The organism is Brevundimonas sp. NIBR10, assembly GCF_027912515.1.
GTDB lineage: Bacteria > Pseudomonadota > Alphaproteobacteria > Caulobacterales > Caulobacteraceae > Brevundimonas.
In genome coordinates this window covers 709,636-728,387 of sequence record NZ_CP115464.1, presented here as the reverse complement: position 1 = coordinate 728,387, position 18,752 = coordinate 709,636, and the positions used below count along the sequence as shown (strand labels likewise).

General features: G+C 61.2%; 10 protein-coding genes. 1 reads left to right on the top strand and 9 read right to left on the bottom strand.

Features of this window, described 5'->3' with window-relative positions; genetic code table 11:
* The first annotated feature begins 2,594 nt into the window (after positions 1–2,594).
* Positions 2,595–3,119, top strand: a complete 525-nt coding sequence (locus tag O5K39_RS03535) for a hypothetical protein (protein ID WP_271145903.1) — start codon at positions 2,595–2,597, stop codon at positions 3,117–3,119.
* Between the two features lie 7 nt (positions 3,120–3,126).
* Here the strand turns inward: O5K39_RS03535 and O5K39_RS03530 are convergent, their stop codons facing one another.
* From O5K39_RS03530 to O5K39_RS03490, 9 genes are all read right to left on the bottom strand, one after another.
* Positions 3,127–3,291, bottom strand: coding sequence for a hypothetical protein (locus tag O5K39_RS03530; RefSeq protein WP_271145902.1), 165 nt, complete (start codon positions 3,289–3,291; stop codon positions 3,127–3,129).
* Positions 3,292–3,462: 171 nt separating this feature from the next.
* A complete protein-coding gene (locus O5K39_RS03525; RefSeq protein WP_271145901.1) occupies positions 3,463–4,593 on the bottom strand; it encodes a cysteine desulfurase family protein in 1,131 nt (376 codons plus the stop codon).
* On the bottom strand, positions 4,590–6,578 hold the full coding sequence (locus O5K39_RS03520; RefSeq protein ID WP_271145900.1) for an FtsK/SpoIIIE domain-containing protein: 1,989 nt from the start codon (positions 6,576–6,578) through the stop codon (positions 4,590–4,592). Before O5K39_RS03520 ends, O5K39_RS03525 begins: the two co-directional genes overlap by 4 nt.
* Before the next feature lie 1,198 nt (positions 6,579–7,776).
* Positions 7,777–10,011, bottom strand: a complete 2,235-nt coding sequence (locus tag O5K39_RS03515; RefSeq protein WP_271145899.1) for a hypothetical protein — start codon at positions 10,009–10,011, stop codon at positions 7,777–7,779.
* Positions 10,008–11,579: a hypothetical protein gene (locus tag O5K39_RS03510; protein WP_271145898.1), complete on the bottom strand. Its 1,572-nt coding sequence runs from the start codon at positions 11,577–11,579 to the stop codon at positions 10,008–10,010. Before O5K39_RS03510 ends, O5K39_RS03515 begins: the two co-directional genes overlap by 4 nt.
* Positions 11,576–13,459 carry a hypothetical protein gene (locus O5K39_RS03505; RefSeq protein ID WP_271145897.1) on the bottom strand — a complete coding sequence of 628 codons (1,884 nt, stop codon included), beginning with the start codon at positions 13,457–13,459 and terminating at the stop codon, positions 11,576–11,578. Before O5K39_RS03505 ends, O5K39_RS03510 begins: the two co-directional genes overlap by 4 nt.
* Positions 13,459–14,271, bottom strand: a complete 813-nt coding sequence (locus O5K39_RS03500) for a phosphoadenosine phosphosulfate reductase family protein (RefSeq protein ID WP_271145896.1) — start codon at positions 14,269–14,271, stop codon at positions 13,459–13,461. The genes O5K39_RS03505 and O5K39_RS03500 overlap by 1 nt, the downstream gene beginning before the upstream one ends.
* Before the next feature lie 52 nt (positions 14,272–14,323).
* The gene (locus O5K39_RS03495) at positions 14,324–17,803 is read right to left on the bottom strand and encodes a hypothetical protein (RefSeq protein WP_271145895.1); all 3,480 of its coding nucleotides are present in this window, start codon (positions 17,801–17,803) and stop codon (positions 14,324–14,326) included.
* Positions 17,763–18,740 (bottom strand): DUF4007 family protein, encoded by a 978-nt coding sequence (locus tag O5K39_RS03490; protein ID WP_271145894.1) that lies wholly within the window; start codon positions 18,738–18,740, stop codon positions 17,763–17,765. Before O5K39_RS03490 ends, O5K39_RS03495 begins: the two co-directional genes overlap by 41 nt.
* Positions 18,741–18,752 lie beyond the last annotated feature (12 nt).

Genomic DNA, 18,752 nt, shown 5'->3' with positions numbered 1-18,752 from the left:
CTCGATCTCGGCGAAAGCCTCGAGCCCTCGACCAAGGGTGATCAAGCCGCCGTCCGATGCCCCGGTGATCACGTTGTTTCGCCACCGGCCGGGCCCGCGAAGATCCACGATCACCCCGCGCCATGCCGGGACGATCCTCGCCTCCGCCATCAGGGTGGAGCCAGGCTGTCCGCCCGGTGACACGTTGGGATATCATAATATATAAAAATATAATATATTATAAAAAAATAAATATATATATTATATATATATATTTGGGGAGGATTATATATATTATTTATTTGTTTTTTTATTTTTATTATTGTGTGTGATTGTTGTGTTATTATATAATTATTTTATTCTTATTATTTTTTTTTTTGGGGTGTGTTTTTTTTTTTAATTATTTTTATATTTTTTTTTTGTGTGGTGGGTTTTTTTTTTTTTTTTTTTTTTTTGGGGGGTTTTTTTTTTTTTTGTGGGTGTGTGTGTGTGTTTTTTTTTTAAAATAAAAAAAAAGAAGTATGGTTAAATAGAATAGATTAGGGATAATTTAGAAATGGAATTAGTTTAGAGGATAGGTATATGATATAAAGTAATGAGTAAGGATTGTTTTTTTTTATAAAATATTGAGAAGGAAGATAAGGGAGATATATAAAAAGGAGAATGGGATGGAATAATAGTGGGATTGTTTGGTAGAGTGAATTGTGAGAAGGGGGAAAGATGAAAGTTCTTTATTTAGGGATGTGAATGAAAGGGAGAGAAGGGAATAAGTAAAAATATATAGAGTTTTATGAAGGGTTAGGGTTAGGGGGTGTGAATTTTGATTAAATTGTTTTTTTTGAAAATGGGAGTTGATGATTATGAGAATATAAATTTAAAAGAATAAAGTATGATGAGTAGTGAGATAAAAATGTTAATAAAAGGAAGGTTGTTAGAGGATTGAATAAGTGTAAGGAAGTGAAAGTGAAAAAAGGTTATGAAGGGATAAGGTAAGGGCAGGGGTGGAAATCATTGGAGAGATTTGGGGGTTACGATTACACCCGCCGGCCGGGTCGTCATGTGGTTGGGCCGGGGTGGGAGCGACTCTGTACCATACAGCTCCGGCTTCCTGGAGCGATCCCGCGCTCGCCGCCCCGCCAGTACGTCCGGGCGCGAGCGAAGATCCCTCCTAAAGAACCCGTACTTGATCCCCGCGTCGGGGCGGGCTCGGGTTCCCGTACTGAACCCCACCGCTGCAGGACTGGACGCCACCGTCCATCGCCGATGTCACTTCGAGCACCGCCATCCGTCACCGCGCCCGGACCAAAGCGGGCTCCCCCCTGCCCCGGCCCCGGAACCCCACCGAAATCCGGATTCGCCGGACCGCGAACAACCCTACATTCGGCGTGCGTAAGCGACCGCCCCGCCTGTGAACCGCCAGTAACGACGTCGCCGCGTCCGAGGGACCATCGAACCGGCCATGCGCGCGATCTTTCCGGCGGATACCTGATCATCCGACCCGACAAGATCGCTACCCGAAGAGTCCTGGCCGCGGCGAGTGTCGTAGACCCGCCCTGTAAAGCGGCGACGCGTCGTCCCTGGGGGGTGTCTGCTGCTGAAACCCCGGGGCCGTCACCACGTCCGCCCGCGATCAGCGGGTCCGGCAGTCCCCCATGGTCACGATCTCGCGCGTGTTCGCCATTCCGGGGTCGGCCCGCAAATGGCGCGGCCGAGAGGCAGGCGGATGTTCCCGAGCGCCTAAGAATTGCTGGAGGCCTCAGGAAACTACCGCCGGCACAAGCACCGTCTGTATATCGCGCCCAGTCGTCGACTTGAGCAGTGTAAATGTGCGCGCCGCCGGGGGCTCGCTCTGCATGGATGAGCCGCCAAACTCCGCTGGGAACCGATACCCAAGTCCGCCCTGGCCGCCTGTCAAGATGATCTCAAGCTTTAAGCTCGAAAGAAATCATACCTGGCGGCCGATCCGGTGCACGTCTGTGTCCGGCCCAAGACCGCACGCCCCGCGTCGAGCACCCTGCGGTCCCCTGTCTCACCATCCGCCCGGCTCTCCCTCGCCGAGGGCTGCGCGGGCCTACTGACGCCAGGACCCCGGACCGATCGAGAAATCACCGTCGCACCCTTCAACTGTGATCGGCCGGCCCGTTCCGCATCCGGCCACGGCGTTCAAGGCGTCCAGCCGACAGGGTCCTGGGGCGTTCGACGAGCGTTCCGCACCTGGTGTCCCCCAGCTTGACACGGACATTCCGGACGGATTTGAGGGACTTCTTTCGGTCGTCGATCAGCTGCTCACGCGGTGGAGTGGATGTTTGGGAGGTCCACCTGGTCCCTTCTCCGAAGTGGCCCTGAGCCACGCGGTCTCGTGCCCTGTGCGAACGCATGCAGGCCCGTCGCAATGTTCGTAATCCTGATCTCTGGCCTTTCGACGCCATTATGAGGCCGGGGTCGCTGGCGACGCGGAAATGGTCCGCAGCAGGCGAGCTTCCAGGCCCCCGATGTCCGACCGGCGACATCTCGATCCATGATGCACACCGCTGCGCTGGACGCCAGACAGATCGAAAAACCTATGCGCTGGATCACTCGATCGCCAAGCGCGCTGGTGGGAACGGATCGATATTTTGAGCCGCAGCCTGGACATGTTCGTGCTTCGCGGGGTGTCGACGGTGACCACCCTGATCTGCGAGGATCTGGCGCGAAATGATCCTTGTCAGGAACTGGTGCGCGGCATCGGACCCAATCTCGTGGTGGCGCTGCTGATGGACGGACCACAGCTAAAGGACCGTTGGCCTGCGCGCTACGCCACAGTTCTGGCCGAGGATCCCGGCTCTTCGGTCTTGACCTTCACCAGCCTGGGCCTGATCGAGCGGGCCAATGACACCCGCCGGTTTCCTCCGGCCCGACAGGTCGGCCTCTGGCGCGACGACGGCGGCAAGACTGTGGAACTGACGTTGCCGCAGAACGCCCAGGCCCTCTGCCTGACCTTGCAGCCCAGCCATTTTCAGGAGCGCACCCTGGACGGACGAACCGACGACGGCGACGCCCAGTCCTGGAGACTGACGGCGATCGCGCCCGTGGGGCTCCCGAACCCTGATCCGCGTATCATGATGGGAGTGTGGCCGACGCCACCGCCGACTCCGGCGTGACAACCGTTCAGGCCGCCTCGTACTCGTACTCGTCGTCCTCGACCGCTTCAGGTTCGTCCTGGTGCGGCGCAGTCTTCTTGGCCAGGGCGATGGCGGCCGGCGTCATACCTTCAACCAGCAGACGCAGCGCCAGATCGTTCTGTTCTAGATAGATGACGCCGTACTTCAGCATTTGCGTTCCCGGTTCAGGAAGGACCCGTCTGAATCATTCCCGACAATTCGAAAATGGCCGCTTCCGTTCCACACTTCAAGAGTACGAGACTTCAACGCCTGGAGCATGACCGAGTTTCGCACGCCGTTTGTGAACGCGCCAATAAAATCGCGGGCACCCGTCCGCCGCCGCCTACGGAAGTACGGTACTCCGCATTGCGGAGAGTACGATGTCGATCTCCATGGCCGTCGTCCAGGACGAAAGGCTGAACCGCAAGGTCGATTTGGCGTCCTCATAAGACAGACCCATGGCTGAGAGGACGTGGGAAGGTGCCATGGACCCGCTGTCGCAGGCCGATCCCGAGGCGATACAGATTCCCTGCAGAGCCAGTTGATCCACCACATCCTCGGCCGACAAACCCGGCAGCGTCATCGAAAGCGTATTGGGCAGGCGCGGGACCGATCGACCATTAGTCCACGAGCCGGAATGGATGCTGTACAATCCCGCCTCGAGACGCGACCTCAGATCGACCATCGTCGCCCAGTCGTTGATCCCGCGCATCGCATGCTGGGCGGCCACCGCCAGTCCTGCGGCGGCGGCGCTGTTGGAGGTGCCGCCGCGGCGGCCATCGTCCTGGCGGCCGTGGATCAACGGCGCCAGCTCGATGCCCTCCCGGACGAAAAGCGCTCCCACACCTCTCGGGCCATGAAACTTGTGTGCTGACAGGGACAACAGATCGACGTCGGCGAGGTCTCCGACCAGATCCAGCGCAACACGCCCCACGGCCTGGGTCGCATCGGTATGGATCAGAACATCCGGCGCCCGGCGCCGGGCTTCTGCCGCGATCTCCGCCACCGGTTGAAGGACGCCCGTCTCATTATTGGCGAACATGACGGAGACCAGTGCCGTATCTGGCCGAACGACCTTGAGAATGTCTGCCGCATCCACCCGGCCGTCTTGTCCGCATCCGACATAGTCGACCTGCGCGCCACGGCGTTCAGCCGCCTCAGCCGCAGCGATCAACGACGGATGCTCGATAGCCGACAGCACGATATGACCTTCGCCCGGACAGGCGGCCTGGACCACCCAGCTATTGGCCTCGGATGCGCCCGAGGTGAGGACAATGTCCCGGTGCAGGTCTGGATCGCCGAGCAGGGCGGCCAGGGCGCGCCGTGCGTCGCTCGCCGGATCGGGATCGCCGCGGGCGACGGCGGCGGCCGAGGCGGGGTTGAGGAACCTGTCCGTCAAATAGGGCCGCATCGCCTCGAAAGCCTCGGGCAGCAGCCGGGTCGTGGCGTTGTTGTCGAGATAGGCGACGATCATAGAGGGTTCGCGAGGTCCGCGCAGATCGCATCCACCAGATCCACAAGCTCGTCTTCCCCTACAAAGGGGACCTGCGCATAGGTGGGCGTGGACCCGCCGCCGAGGATAGCCGCCAGATGTCCCTTGCCGAGAAGTCGCTCTGCCGCGCCGCCCTTCATCCCGAGTGACAGATCCGACGTTCCCGCGCTGTCGACCCTCAAGATCAAACGGTTGCCCAGATTACTGCGCAACTGCATCGGAAAAACGGTGTTGTCCGGCCTTTGCGCAGCGAAGATCAGATAGATGCCGGCAGCCCGTGCCTTGACGCTCAATCGGCTGACGGCTTTTTCGACCCCTGCCCGGTAGCTGTCGATCTGCATCCAGTCGGCGAACTCGTCGTGCACCATCCAGATCAGCGGCAGAGGGGTGTCCGTTTTCTGGTTATAGCTTCGGATATTCGAAACCCGTTGGGCTTTGAACAAGCCATAACGACGCTCCATCTCCTCCACGAGCCCGTCGAGCCGTTCGAGCGCAGCCTCCGGCTGGTCGACGATGCCGTCGACCAGGTGAGGCAAGGGTTCGAACGCATAGTAGTCGACGCCAGATTTGGGATCGATGAGATGGATTCGCGCCTGATCCGGCCGATTGGTCGCCGCGATCGCCAGGATGATGCTCTGGATAAGGACCGACTTGCCGCTGCCGGTGCTGCCGGCGACCAAGGTGTGAGGCGCCGGTTCCGGCTCCAGGAACAGAGGCTGTCCGTCGTCTTCCTTGATCGCGATCAACAAGCGTGTGTTCGGAACCGCCGGGTCAGTCACCCAATCGCGCCAGACTTCGCCGATGGTCAGAACTTCTCGCACCGGGCGCTGGATCGAAATATTCACGAGGCCCGGCTCCGAACGCACGCTGAGCACGCTGAGACCATGGGTGGTCTCCAGCTCACGCACCTTTCGCTCCACGGACGACACCGTAAGGTCGTTGGTGCCCTTGAATTTAAGCAGGGCGGCGTTGGGCGTCAGGATGGCCTGTTCCAACTTCTGCGTCATGCCATAGCCCCGCAGCGCGTTCCGGCAGCGCGCCGACACCTGCTCCAGCCAGTCGGCATCCGTCACCGGGCCAGGAACCGAAGGAGCGTTCTGAAGGCGTTGTCGGAATCTGCTGAGCGGAGTCGTCGCGACCCCATGTGTTTCGGCGCGCGGTTCTGCATCCTGCACGTCAGGGGCCGGCTCATTGACCGTCTCTGCGGGCGCATCTTCGCCCGACGGCGAACCTGGAGGAGACGGGGGTGCAGTAGGCAGAGCCAGGCCGCCGCCTTCCCCATCCGGGCCTGGCGCTTGCCCGCCGCGCACCCGGAGCCGAATGGCCGAGGGATCGGCCCTGTCGGCATAGGCTCGGAGGAGCTCGCGCAAACTGTTGGGGCCGAACATTTCCTGGGTGCCGGAATGCGTGTCCGCTACTCCGGTCATCTTGTCTTCCACCAAGATGTCGTCCGAAGGAGCCGCGTGAGCGAAGACATGCGAATAGCCCCGGACCCGGAAGCGACACTCGCCACTCCTCACTGCATTGACGATCGCCTCCGCGTTCACCGGCGGTCCGCCGGGATCGTGCAGGGAATCGCGCAACATTTCGGACAATCGCGCGCGCCAGATGAACTGATCTGCCGGTTTGTCCGCAGAGTTCAACGCGCGCTCCAGCCGGCGCAAGGTGTCTCGCAACTGGCGTCCGGATTCAGACGCCTTGCCTGAAGCATTGGCCACGCCGATATATTTGGCCTCGGTCACGATGAGATCGAGCGTCTGTGTTCCGTCAGGTCCACGGCCCGGCACCATACAAAGCAGATCGGCGATCTGCCGTTCGCTTTGACCAAGCCAGGCGGCGTAATCGTCCAGAAAGATCCAGGCGCTGGAAGCTTCTTCGTCAAGTTCACGCGCCTCGACGAGATAGCGGCTCAGGACCCCCGCCGATCGCAATTCATTGGCGTTGTTGACACCGCGTTTGGCTGCCACGCAGGGTCGATGTCGCCAGCTACACGATTGGCGTTCGACAATGAGACGGGACCGACAAGGGCTTTCCAGCGCTTCATCGTCGTACCCGGGTTCCAGGGCCTAGTAATCCGCGTCCGCAGCGTCGCCCTGTCGCAGAACCGCATCCGGCGGCCTGGGAGGAGTTGATGAGATTTCGCCTCCGGAGGGAGCGTGCTTATAGCGGATGATCCTTGATCTGGCTGTGTTCAAGCTGTTTGCGATCGAGCAGATCGTCGACATTCTGCGACCAAGGCGCCCTCGAGCACGGTGATGAGTCTTCCTCGAGGATCTCCTGCGTCCCTGTTGATCGAGCATAGATCGGTACTCGGCGCTCACCGGCATGAGAATATCGCCGGCGCTTGCGTGCTGTTTGCGCCCGCGCCTGTTCGAACAGATGCGTATACAGCGTCGAGATAGGTCAGGCGGTAGACGATTGTGCAGGACAGGCGAGGAGGTAGACAAACCGTCATGAAAGATCGCCCCGACCGACGGGGCAGGTTCGGCGCGACATTCGGGACAGTCGGACAGGGAATCTTCTGCGAGCGAGAGATGGGGCTATTGGTCACCCACCCGCCAGGGTAGCACCGCCCGGGATATCTCGTCATGACGCAGAAGACGTGTGTCATCGGGCGGGATACATCGAGACTGTCGGCGGGTGTTTCGTTTCACCAGGATCGAAATTTCGCGTCACGAAGCCATGAAATCCTGCGTCGGCTCGCTGGGTGCAAGCCGTCTGACACCAGGGGTCGCGCTGTCACGAGTTCTGCCGTACGCAGAATCCCGCCGAAGCTAGGCGTCCATTCTGCGGTTGGCGCTCAATTCACGCGCTGACTCCGTAGCATGTCGCCGTCCTCGCTTCGGATTCTGAACGGTGGCTCGGTTGACGACGGCCATTGAGGCCGGGCGGCTGGCGTAGCAAAGTTGTACAAGACCACCGAAGAGATTATCGGCTTCGTTGCGTGTTGCAGGCGGAGATAGGATTTGACCAGAAGTGACTCTCGACGTCTCCCGCGCGACCGGCGGCCACTGTTGTCGGCCGCCGGTCAGTCGCGTCTCAGGTCACTGCTGGTCCCGCGACTCGGCGGTTCGTTGCAAGCTGTAGCCGATCAGGGCTTGTCGGACATGGTCGAGGAGCTCAGGCCGGGTTTCGCCCGATCCAGGCTCGCTATGGCTCAGATTCTCAGGGGCCACCAAGCGGTTCCGCCAGCATGCGGACGCAGCTCGCCAAGAACAGAGACCACCCTGGCTCTGTGAAATGGGTAGGCTGGCGCTCTAGGAAGCTCGGCGAGGATAGGCGCTTTGATAAGGCCTCTCTCCAACGGCGACCCGTACTGGATGCGCTCATCGCGGCAGGGGTGTTGTCCAGGGCAAGAACGACGCGCCGACGCACGCGCTCGGAACTAGCGGGCCCTTGCGTCGCGGCGCGCCCACGCCGATGGACATAACGGGACGCAAAACGGGGACGCAGTCCCAGCGCGGGCAAATCCGCGTCGAGGATGGCGTGCAACAACGCGCTATAGGCGTTTGCCTGCACTGCGACGCTGTCGGCGACGAAGCCAAGGTATGTGATTTCTTCAATGGCGAGCTTGTAGGCAGTCTCGAAGGTCGCATAGGCCTCAAGGAGCCGTTTGCCGCCCTCGGCGGAAAGCAGTTCGAGATCGATCAATCCTTGAACCTGGAGCTTCCAGTCCTTGGTCAGCGACTGGGGCCGCGACTTCGGAACGAAAGCGCCTCGGTCGCGCGCTCCTGCCGGCTCCAAGGTCGAAACATCCTGAAGGTTTGGACCCGCGCCTCGAGAACGGGCGCGCGCCTGTTTGGCCGCGCATTCGATCAGGGGCGTCTTGGCCGAGTTCTCTCGCAGCCGGCCAAGATCTGAAGGATACGTCAGACCGACCGTTTTAAGGTCTCCTTCCCAGACGAGCTTGATCTCCGCCGTTCTGGACGCTGCGGCGAGCGGACCCTCCCCTTCCAGCCAAACCCTGAAATTCAGCTGGCGCGCCCGCTTGCTTGTGGCAAGCGCATTACGCCGCTTGTCCTTCGCGATGGCGTCAGCGAAATTGGGGTAGTTGAACGCATCCACGCCCTCGAAGCGGATCAGTCCATCAAAGGCTGATGAAAGACCGGCGTAACGCCCGGCGAAATAGGTGCAGATCTCGTGGTTGAGCCCGAGAAACCGGCTTTGCCCAGTCTCCTGGGCCCGAACGACCAGAACTCTCTTGTGCGCGTCCAGCGGTTGATAGGTTCGCCTGAGGCACTGGACCAGACCATCGAGGAAGTCCCGGCACTCAACCTTTTGCCCATATATGAAGCGCTCCCATAGCGCTGAGAGACGAGGATCCTCGCGCATCTCATCGGCGTGGCTGGCGTAGAATTCCTCGTCCTGAATTTGCTTGGCGGGATTCGCCAGGGGCCGGCGTTCGCGAAACTCATCGAGATAGTCCAGCTCGGCGGCGGTCACCAGGTCGCTCCGGACCTGATAGAACTCATGGGTCTCCGCCCCGATGCGGCGTTTGTCGGCCTTTTGCGCCTCATCAAAGAAGGGCGCGAGATCCGCCCAGTCATGTTCAAACAGCTTGATGGTGTTGTCGCTGACGCCGTCCGGAGCTTGAATATAATCATCCAGCGCGGCGTAAATCTCCGGAGCCAGGATCTCTTCCAGCGGTGAAAGTTTTTCGCGCAGGAGAGATCTGGGCAGCGGGATCTGCTTCAGATCCCGTTTGGCCATGAAGTTCTGACGAGACCAATGGCTCTCGAAACGCGCCTTCCAAAGCGACATCCAGGTCAACTTCTGGGGCGGAATATCATCGAACAGTCGCCGATGCCGCGGCAACCCTATGGTCAGAAGGGAATGGCCGTGGGCGTGAGGAAGCGTCGCTCCCTCCGCAAGTTCTGACCTTACAGAGGACAGAAAAGCGGCGGTCTGTCGCAGCCCGACGCGGTCAATCCTGATCAGGGCCCGGAATGCTGCGATCCATTGCGACCGATGAGCCTCGTCAAGTGAAAGACCAGCAGAGGCCTCGTCGATCCAGCTCGGAGCCAGAACGTCGTCCAGCAGGGCGTCCGCGTCAATCTTCTGTACCTGGGCGACAGACTGCTGCTGGCTGTCATCCGTAAGGACCATCAGTCGCCCTTCCCGGCTACAGTCTGCGTGGCGCAGTTCCGTTGCGGCAAGGTCGGTCAACAAGGTCGCGGGCACGTCCGCCATTCCTTCAAAGACGTGGCGAGGCAGGGTGATGTCCAGGCGTGCCGCCAGAGCGTCGTTCGCCTGGATCGCGGTGATGATGGCGACGACCTCGTCATTGGCCAGCCCCTGGATGACGAAGCGAGCGGCGCCCCTATCGCCCGCATCCGCATCCAGCTTGGCCGTCAAAAGACGCGCCGCCATTCGCCCAATCAGATCGAGGGCTTCAGTCATGCCGCAACCTTCGTCGCCAACGGATTGACGACGTAGGCACAGCCGTCGGACAGCCGTTTCAGCAAGCCCATGCTCGCTAGACGGGCTTCGAGCCGGTCCCGGTTTTTGGCGAATGAGGCATGATCGAAATCGGCCGGCGCAAGCGCAGCGCGAGCCTCCTCGGGACCGAAAACCAGCCCGGCGTGGGCGTACAGATCATCAAGAAAGCGGCTGAACTCCGTCTGGGTCTTGACCCGGGTCACCACCAACATCTTCATGAAGTCATCGTTCGGCGCATAGCGATAACGGTTGGTGCCGCGTTTCGAAACCAGACCCACATATCGCCCGTAGGCCGAATGGACCCGGCCCGCGCTATTGTCGAGCTTCGTCTCCACGGCGTCTTCGAAGGCATTGCGCAGACCGTCAAGCGTGCGGGCTTTTGGATCGTCGGTCTCGAAATTGGATTGGTCCAGAAGTAGCCCACGAACCTGATCCAGGCGCTCTTCCTCGCTCGCCACCTCATCCTTGGCCAGTTCGGTCTCGAATGATGCGAACAATCTCTCCGCCTGGCCATTCACGGCTTGCCTGACAAGCGCGTCATTGGTGTTGAACGAGGCGATCGAGCGCTGCCTTACCAACCCGCGGCGTGGAGCAATTATCTCGCAGACGAGGCTTGGCCGCGTCTCGGCCCCAGCTTGGCTGGCGGCGGTCTCGAGATGGTAGAGCATCACATGCAACGACGCCAACGGTGCGAGATAGGCGAAGGCGTCCTGGGCGGGAAGATCCAACGCAATAACCGACAGCCAGTCCTCCACCAGTCGATCGAAGGCCGGATGTTGTCGATAGGGCAGAAAGGAATTGCCCAGCATCTCCTGGCCGCAACGATCGTCGCTGGGGGCGCACAACAGCGCCGCCAACTTGTTTTTCGGCTGATCCGGTGCGAAGAAATTCTCGAAATAGGGGCGCAGTTCCCCGCCCCGGCGGGCGCGGCTCACCATGTAGTAGAGGATCTCGCCCGTCCGGCCGAAATTGCCGTAATCCCGACCCGGACCGTTGCGGCCGATTATGGCGTCGGTGAAGAGGGCGTTGATGCCAAAAGGGAAAATGAACCGGGAAGACCAGCGGACGTTGCCGGACCCTTCAAGGGTGGTTTGCCTGACCAGCGCCACAAGATCAGCGAAGTCCCGAAAATATTTAAAGTTTTTTCGCAGGTAGCCGTAGGTCTCTGCAGGCGCCGTGTCCGCCCCGGACATGTCGGCGAGCCACTTGGTCCATTTCGCTTCGTCGTCCCAACCCTCTCGGGCGATGTCGAACAGGTCGCCGTTGGCATAGAGAATGTTGCGAAGTCCCATACGATAGCGAAGTTGATAGGGCTGCGGAACATCGGGCTCCGCTGGCGTGAACATCTCGCGGCCTTCCCGAGCCTGGGCGTCGGCAACGTTCAGAAATTCGAGAAATAAAAGCCAGGGTGTCTGGCGCGCCCATATTCGATGACCGAAGAGCGCCTCTTCAAACCAGACAGAGACTTCCTTGAAGACCCGCCACGTCGCCGGCACACGGGCGACATTGTTTTCGTCGAGAAAGGTCACATCATCACGCTGAGTTGTCGCGGCATCACCGCGCCATTGGCCCCGAGTTCAAGGATGAAAAGGGGCCGAGGCTTGTCCTTCGAGATGTCATAGAACTGTCCGAGGACCTGGCTCTTGAACGCTAACACGTCCTCATTGCACTCCTTCGAGAAACTGCCGGGAAGCGCGCCCTGCGCGACCCGGGTGAGGAACTCGTACCTGACCAGAGTCAGGCGGAAGTCGAGAGGCGTTCGATTTTCCCTGAGGGTGACCCGCAGCGTGGGACGGCCCTCAGCATCGCGCACGATGGCGACCTCTTCGCCGTTTAGACTGCCCCGGACGGGCACAGCGTAGAGGACGATACTGCTGATGGGAGCGGTCGTCAGGTCGAGCCCGGTCGTAAGGTGGAGCCTGTCGGTCTCCCCTACCAGCATGCCTGTCCATACCCGGTTCAGCCCGCGAACGAGGTCGTGAACCACCCCCAGGTCGACATCGCGTTCGGCCGCCAGTGGAACCAGAACATCGCGCTGGAAATCTCCCGCGGCCTGGAAAACGCTCAGACGCCACGGATCATACACGCCCCCGCCTGGAGGCAGACGGAAGAACAGCCGACGCCGCTCTCTGACCAGGGCCTCCATGAATGCCGGACGCCCTTCACCGTCATCCTCGTTTTCGAGATAGGCGTCTCGCAACCGCTCGAATTCAGCACTCGCGCCATAGAACGGATCTGCAACAAGCCATTCATCATGTTTCGCCTTCAGTCGCTCGTCCTGGGCGCCGAAGATTATCAGGCTATCGAGCGTGTTGGTGGTTTCCTGACCGACGCGGAATCCGGCAAGATGGCGGAAGACGGCGTATTGTTCGCGCCGCCGATCAGACTTCAGATTGGACCCGAAGATATTGCTGTAGAGCGCGCACTCGTGGGTCAAGCCGGCGGCCACCACATGACGAAGGTCAGCTACCGAAGCGACTCCATCCGAAGCCCCCGGCCAGCCCAGGAGAGCGTTGACCAGCAGCAGCAAAACCTCACGGATCGAAATATGGAGACCGTTTGCGTCGAGAAGCGACGTCAAATCCATCAGGCGGCTGCGGACCCGGGTATCCTTGAGAAGATCGTAGTTCTTGCGTAGTGGCGATGCCGGACCGAACGCTGGATCGTCCGCTTCATCGACGAAACAGCGCCATTCGTCCCGCTCCAGCAGACAGGTCAGAGCGCGGTCAAAGATGTCAGCGGTCTTCATTCGACTGAGATCAATCAGCGAGAGTTCGAAATCCGACGTACGCTCGCGCTCCGTCGTCAGGAGTTCGCCGATCGCCACGCCAAGGGCCTCGGCGCCGATATCTGCCGGCGGGCGATCGAAAACCTGGACGAGCTTGCCGTCATTCGCGGCGATGATGAAGCGTTCACCGTCGCCTTCGCCTTTCACCGCAGCAACGAGCCGGCGGAGTAGATCAAGTTTGTCGTCAGGCCAGGCCTGTCCTGCAGCCGGCGCCCAGCCGCTGAACTCGAAAATAAAATGCAGACGTCGGACGCCATCCGGCGTCTCGACGTCGAGAGGCAGGTAGTTTCCTCGGTCGGCGCCCGTGGAACGCACATTGGAGCCGCCAAACCGATCCCACAGGAAGTGGCAAAGACTGGTCTTTCCATCGCCCGCTGTGCCGGTAAGGATCAGATTGGTCAGTTGCCCCGCCGCAGGATTCAGCAGTTCCTCCAGATGGGTTCTACGCGGATGTTCGAACTGTAGCGCCGGGATGCGATGCCGCTTTGAGTGGGTAGCGATCGTCTCCGCGTACATCCCCTCCACCTTGTTCACTGGGCCATAGGCGCGCAGGAAACTGATCCAGCGTTCGCCTGGCGTAGGCTCGGAAGGTGGGGCCGCCGCGGCGCTGTCGAAGGTCATCAGAGCTGGCAGATCATGCAGCCGTCTCGAGGCGATTCCTCGATTTCCAGTCCGCCCAGGACCGCGACAAGCGGCCGCTTGTGTTGACGGGCGCGGCGACGTTCCTTGGCCCGCTCCCAATTGTCCTCGATCTGCGCCATCCGCTCCGGCGCTTCGATGGTCTCCAGCGATTCGTCGGTCCAGTTGAAGACCTTGCCGTTCACCCGGTTGGGCTTCTCATAGGCCTTGGCCTCCTCGAACAGCTCGGGGTGGTGCTGCTTCAGACGGACCCATTCGATCTTCTGCTGATAGAAGCAGAAGAAGCAGCCCGACCTGGTCCGGCCCCATTCGGTATAGGGCGGCAGCCCCAGACCGGCGTCCTCGAGGATACGGACCACCCCCGCATAGTCGATGCCGTCGTCCCGGAAAGGAAAGACCGGTTTGATGTTGGGCTTGTGGCTGATGTATCCGACGCGGTCCTCATCGGCCCGGATTCCCACGTAGTTCACGCAAGGTTCGTCGCCGATGTACATCTCGAAGGGTTTGAGCTTCAGAAGCTCCGTACACCACCGACGCTTGCCCGACGGCAGCATCCCGCCCTTTGTGCGCAGGACATCGTCGAAGCTCTCGCGGGTCGTCGTGCGCACCACCCGCTGCCCGAGGTACGCCTCGAGTTTTTCAATATAGTCCAGGGTGTCGGGCAGCTCCTTGCCCGTGTCATGGAAGATGTATTCCATGTTCTCGACCCGGTCGCGCATGTAGATGGCGAGGGCCGTGCTGTCCTTGCCTCCGGAGAGGCTCAGAATATGACGCACTGGTTTCTGTTCGCTCATCGCCCCCACCCCAAGTTGTCTTCATAGGTGTGTTCCAGTCCAGCGAAAAGGGTCATTCGCCGTCCGTGCGTTGGTGGGCGACAATGGCTCGTGCCGCCGCCAGAACCCCGGCGGCCCCATATTTGTCGAGCAAACCGCCGAACTCGGCCTCCAGGGAAGCGAGTTCGGGGCTCGTGGACGCGCCACGAACCAGACCGTCAAACTCCCGACCGTCGGCCGAGGTGATCATGACGTGAAACGCGCTCTCGCCAGGCTCTGCAGTGATCCGGTCCTGACTGCTGGCCACGGTCGCGGCTACGCGATCGAACCGGCGCCCCAGCAGCTTGAGCCGATGCAGGAATTCCCGCTCCTCCACCTCGCTCCAGCGCTCGGCGGGTTTTCGCCCCATATTGCTGGCCAGCGACTCGAGCCAGGCCTTGGGCCCGAGCGCGACATCTGTCAGGCGCAGAACCAGGGCCTTCAGATCCGGCTCGACCACCACATCCTTCAGAGGCTCCGCGCGCCGGGCCAGGGTCGATTGCAAGGCTGAAATGGAGCCTTCAACGCCAAAGGCGCCGCGCAAGGCCGTTGCGATCCGCTCAAGCAGCGACGGATAGGCGTCGCGCAGCTCCACCACGGCGGTCGACATGGCCTGGACGAAATCGTCGAGGCGGGTTTCGTCCAGAGGCTCGTCAGCCTTGAAGGGCGCCAGACCGCACGCGATCGGGAGGTCCGTGAAGATCAGGGCGCTGGGGTCGTGGACCCGCAGCAGTACGCTGCGGACAGCGGCCGTCATTACGCTGACGCTGCGGGTTCGGCGTGCGTGATCCGGCAGTGCGGCGACGAAGGTCAACAGCGGCCGGACCACATCGAGCAAGTCAAGGTCCACCGCATTCGGCGAGACGCCCGCCACGCCCGCCAGTCGGGTAAAGACTTCCGCCCTCACCCCCTCGACAGCGCAGTGCTGGATGCTGAAGTGCTCGGACTCCTTGAGCATCCGGGCGAACTCGGGGGCGCCCACCTGCTCGAGGTAGGTGCCGTCCTCATAGACGGCGGTGTGATGCCAATGGATGGCGAGATAGATCGCCAGCATCAAAGGGAAGACGCCGTCGCGGACGCCGTAAGGCGGCAGGCGAAGCGCCTCGGCCAGCTCCAGGAACGGGACGTGACGATCTTCCTCCGCCTTGAGAAGTTCGCCGATCCGAAGAAGCGTGGGCGCCAGATGCAGGACGTCCCGGTCAGGCAGGCCGACCGACCATTGACCGTCCCGCTGGACATGCAGTCCGCCAGCCTCGATCAGCGACCTGTAAATCGCCATCTCGGGCGGCATATGGGTTTCGTCCAGCCCCAGAAGTGGCTCGGCGGACTTGATCGACAGGGCCTCGATCAACAGGGATCGCGCCCGGGCCGCAGCGCTCGACAAGACCCGACGATTGATCAGCTCATTGCGGACGATGGGCGCGTCTTCGAACGCAACGTCGCAGATGTCCGACAGGCCTGCCGCCAGATCCCGCCCGGAACGGATGTCGAGCGACCGGCCGCGATGGAACCAGCGCGTGGTCAGGGCGCCGTCGCCGCGCAGGTCGATCAGGGCGCTGATATTGCGACGAAGCCGATCTTCGGCAATCGCGAGCTGACGATCGATTTCCTCGCGCGCGATCCGATCTCCCGCCAGGCCAGGCGTGTTCTCCATCACCCAGCGCCATGCCTTGACGTCCCGCAGGAGCGGCGCAAGTCCGCCTACGGGTTCCGGAACTCCGACCATGAGAGTTGGCGCCCAGCCGGGGTTTGCTTCCAGCTGTGTCAGTATGGCGTCGCGTTCGTCCGCGCTGCGGCTGAGCGCGACCACGATGCGGCCGTCCTGACGAACGTAGTCCATCTCCAGAGCCAAGGTCGCCACCAACTGGCTGCGATCGGTGTAGAGGACATCAAAGTGGCGCAGGGCGCCGGTCGTCACATAGTGGCGTCGTGCCACCACAGGCTCGGTCGGCAGGATTTCGCGCAGCCCCGACAGGAGGCCACTGTCGATCTCGCAGGCCTTCAGGCCGGCCTCGAAAGCCGCTTCGATATCAACGCTGGTATGTGGCCACAGGCAGAGCCCCCCCCCCGCGCCCCGATCATAGATCAGCCGCATCTCGTCGGTGATCCTCGCCACCGCTCGTTCGGCGACTGCTCTCTGACCCGGCTCCGACCCTGCGACGGCCCAGACGAGCAGATCCGGTGTGAGGCTAAAGCCGCTGTCGTCGAGCAGGTTGATCACCCCGACGGTCTTCAGGGCATCAACCTCAAGGGCATCGCGCACAGGCGCAGAGCGGAGTACGCCCTCGATGACGGCCCAACGGGTTCCCGTCGATCCGGTTTCCAGGGCGCTGGCGAGATTTACGCTCAGATAATCATAGAGATCGTGCAGCCGGTATGGACGCGTCCGCCCCTTGGCGGCGCGCGCGTGGTCCATCAGGCCATGGGGTTCGGCAGACGACAGGAAGCTGAACAGAGAGCGCTCATTCTGGCCGAAACGTCGAAGTACCCGCGACAGCACCGGAAGGACCATCGGATCGAGCGGCAGGAGGCGAGGCGCGAGCGCGACAAGTTCGTCCTGAGGCGCCCCGGCGCCATACCAGCCTTCCGCCGCAACATGGCGCATAGTGAGCGCCGCCTCATTGCCGAGGGCGGCCGGCGTGTGTCCGGGATCAGCCTCGAGCGCTGCAGCAACGAGCACGGCCGCCTGTTCGATCGGGGGCGCGAACAGGAGCTCCTCAAAGCGACCTGAGACCTTTTGCCATTCTTTCTGACGCGCGGCCGGCAGATCTTCGGCGTAGGCGCTAACGCCTTGGTGAAGAACGGCTACGACGACGAGCGGCGTTGCCCCGCTGCGCTCGGCAGCGTCCGCCAGCCGTTGAAGCACGTGCAGATCGTCGCCGCCGGGCGACTGAGCGGCGTACTCAAGATTCTTGCCCAGTTCATCCAGCACGACGAGCAGACCGTCCGCCCGGCTCTGATCTCTGAGTTGATCCCCAAATGCTTCAATCGCTTCGACGATCGCCGTAGACCCGTCCTCACCGATCGCTTCGATCGCCGCCCGTAGGCGTCGCGATGGCTTCATTTTTAGCCGAGTCAGAGTGGCTTCGACCGCCCGCAAGAGACCACGGGCAAGCGGTTCACGTTCTCCTAAAACCAGAACGGGTTCGAGTCGGACTGCGCTGGGGGCCTTGGCGAACGATACCGGCAGAGCTTCCAGTTGCCCGGCGGCGTATTTGGCGAAGGCGAGACCGAAGCTGGACTTCCCGACCCCGTAGTCACCCGTGAGGCGCCAGGCGCGAACCGTAGACTGCGGGTTCAGGCTTTGGGCGAGCCGGCTATGCGCCGCCTCGATGAAGGGAGTGACGACATAGTGGTCGCTCGACTGCGGATCTTCGAAATCCCGGTCGATCTGAACAGACCGGAAGTGACGCGGATTGACGCGAAAGGCCGTCGTCGCAGCCCCGGCCGCTCCAGCGTTCGGACTTTTGACCTTAGTCATGGGACGAACTCCGGAGCGATGCGCCCCGCGCATAGGCCGCGGTCAGGGCGCCAAGACGATCCGGCAGCGGACTGTCAGTGCGGCGTAGCTGCTGCTGGCTCAGGCTTTCGTGAAGCTCGAAGCCCGAAGTTTGTATTGCGCCCAGCAGGTGCAAACGCTCGCGGACCTCGCCCTCGGGCATCCGCAAAACACGGCCCGGGCTTCGCGAGCCATGGGCGACCTCGTGGAAGGGCGCGGTTTGTTCATCGTCTGGACGGGCGTCCCACCAATCGATCAGACAGTAGTGGAAAAGCGCCTGGCTGACGCCACGCTTCCTGCCGAGGTCGAACCCATAAACATGTTCGCGCCGGCCTGCAGTCTCGCGCTCGCCGAACTGACGCACCAGAGCCAGACCCGCCAGCGGACTATCGAGCCCGTCCTCGAGCGCACGTCCTCCCTTGGGCGCGCAATAAGTTCTCAGCCAGACCTCAAAATGCTGCTTCATCGTCACCTCCGAAAGGACGCGATCGTCCTGTTCAGCGTGACGCGCGAAGCTCTCCACCACCGCGCTTGCCGAAAATGACGGCTCATTCCAGCGGTTGATCATCAGGTCCCAGGCGAAGAACGGAGCGACGCGCAGCGTGGAGATTTTCCAGTGCAGCCACCACAGCGTTTGCGGATCTTCAAGGAACGGGTCGAACCCGTGCGGACGGTTCAGGATCAGCGCCGCCTCATTGGTCAACGCCCAGCCGTTGGTTCCCTTGGTGGCGACGCCATAAGCCTCCAACCAGCAGCGCAGAGCCTCGACCATATTCTTGCCAAGACCCAAGCGGGTTACGGACTGCAGCGTGTTGTTGAGAAGGTTTGGATCCGCTGCGATCGCCTCCACAGCCTTCGGCAACCAGGCGATCCGCAGAGCGAAAGTCTGATGCCCGGAAAACCGGTGTTCGGGCTTCCTGATCGTCGGATTTTCGAGGTCGGCGAGGGTCACAATTACACGCTA

Coding starts and splice junctions, on each gene's coding strand:
- O5K39_RS03530 (WP_271145902.1), bottom strand. CDS start 3,291: ATGCTGAAGTACGGCGTCATCTATCTAGAACAGAACGATCTGGCGCTG.
- O5K39_RS03525 (WP_271145901.1), bottom strand. CDS start 4,593: ATGATCGTCGCCTATCTCGACAACAACGCCACGACCCGGCTGCTGCCC.
- O5K39_RS03515 (WP_271145899.1), bottom strand. CDS start 10,011: ATGACTGAAGCCCTCGATCTGATTGGGCGAATGGCGGCGCGTCTTTTG.
- O5K39_RS03505 (WP_271145897.1), bottom strand. CDS start 13,459: ATGACCTTCGACAGCGCCGCGGCGGCCCCACCTTCCGAGCCTACGCCA.
- O5K39_RS03500 (WP_271145896.1), bottom strand. CDS start 14,271: ATGAGCGAACAGAAACCAGTGCGTCATATTCTGAGCCTCTCCGGAGGC.
- O5K39_RS03495 (WP_271145895.1), bottom strand. CDS start 17,803: ATGCGCGGGGCGCATCGCTCCGGAGTTCGTCCCATGACTAAGGTCAAA.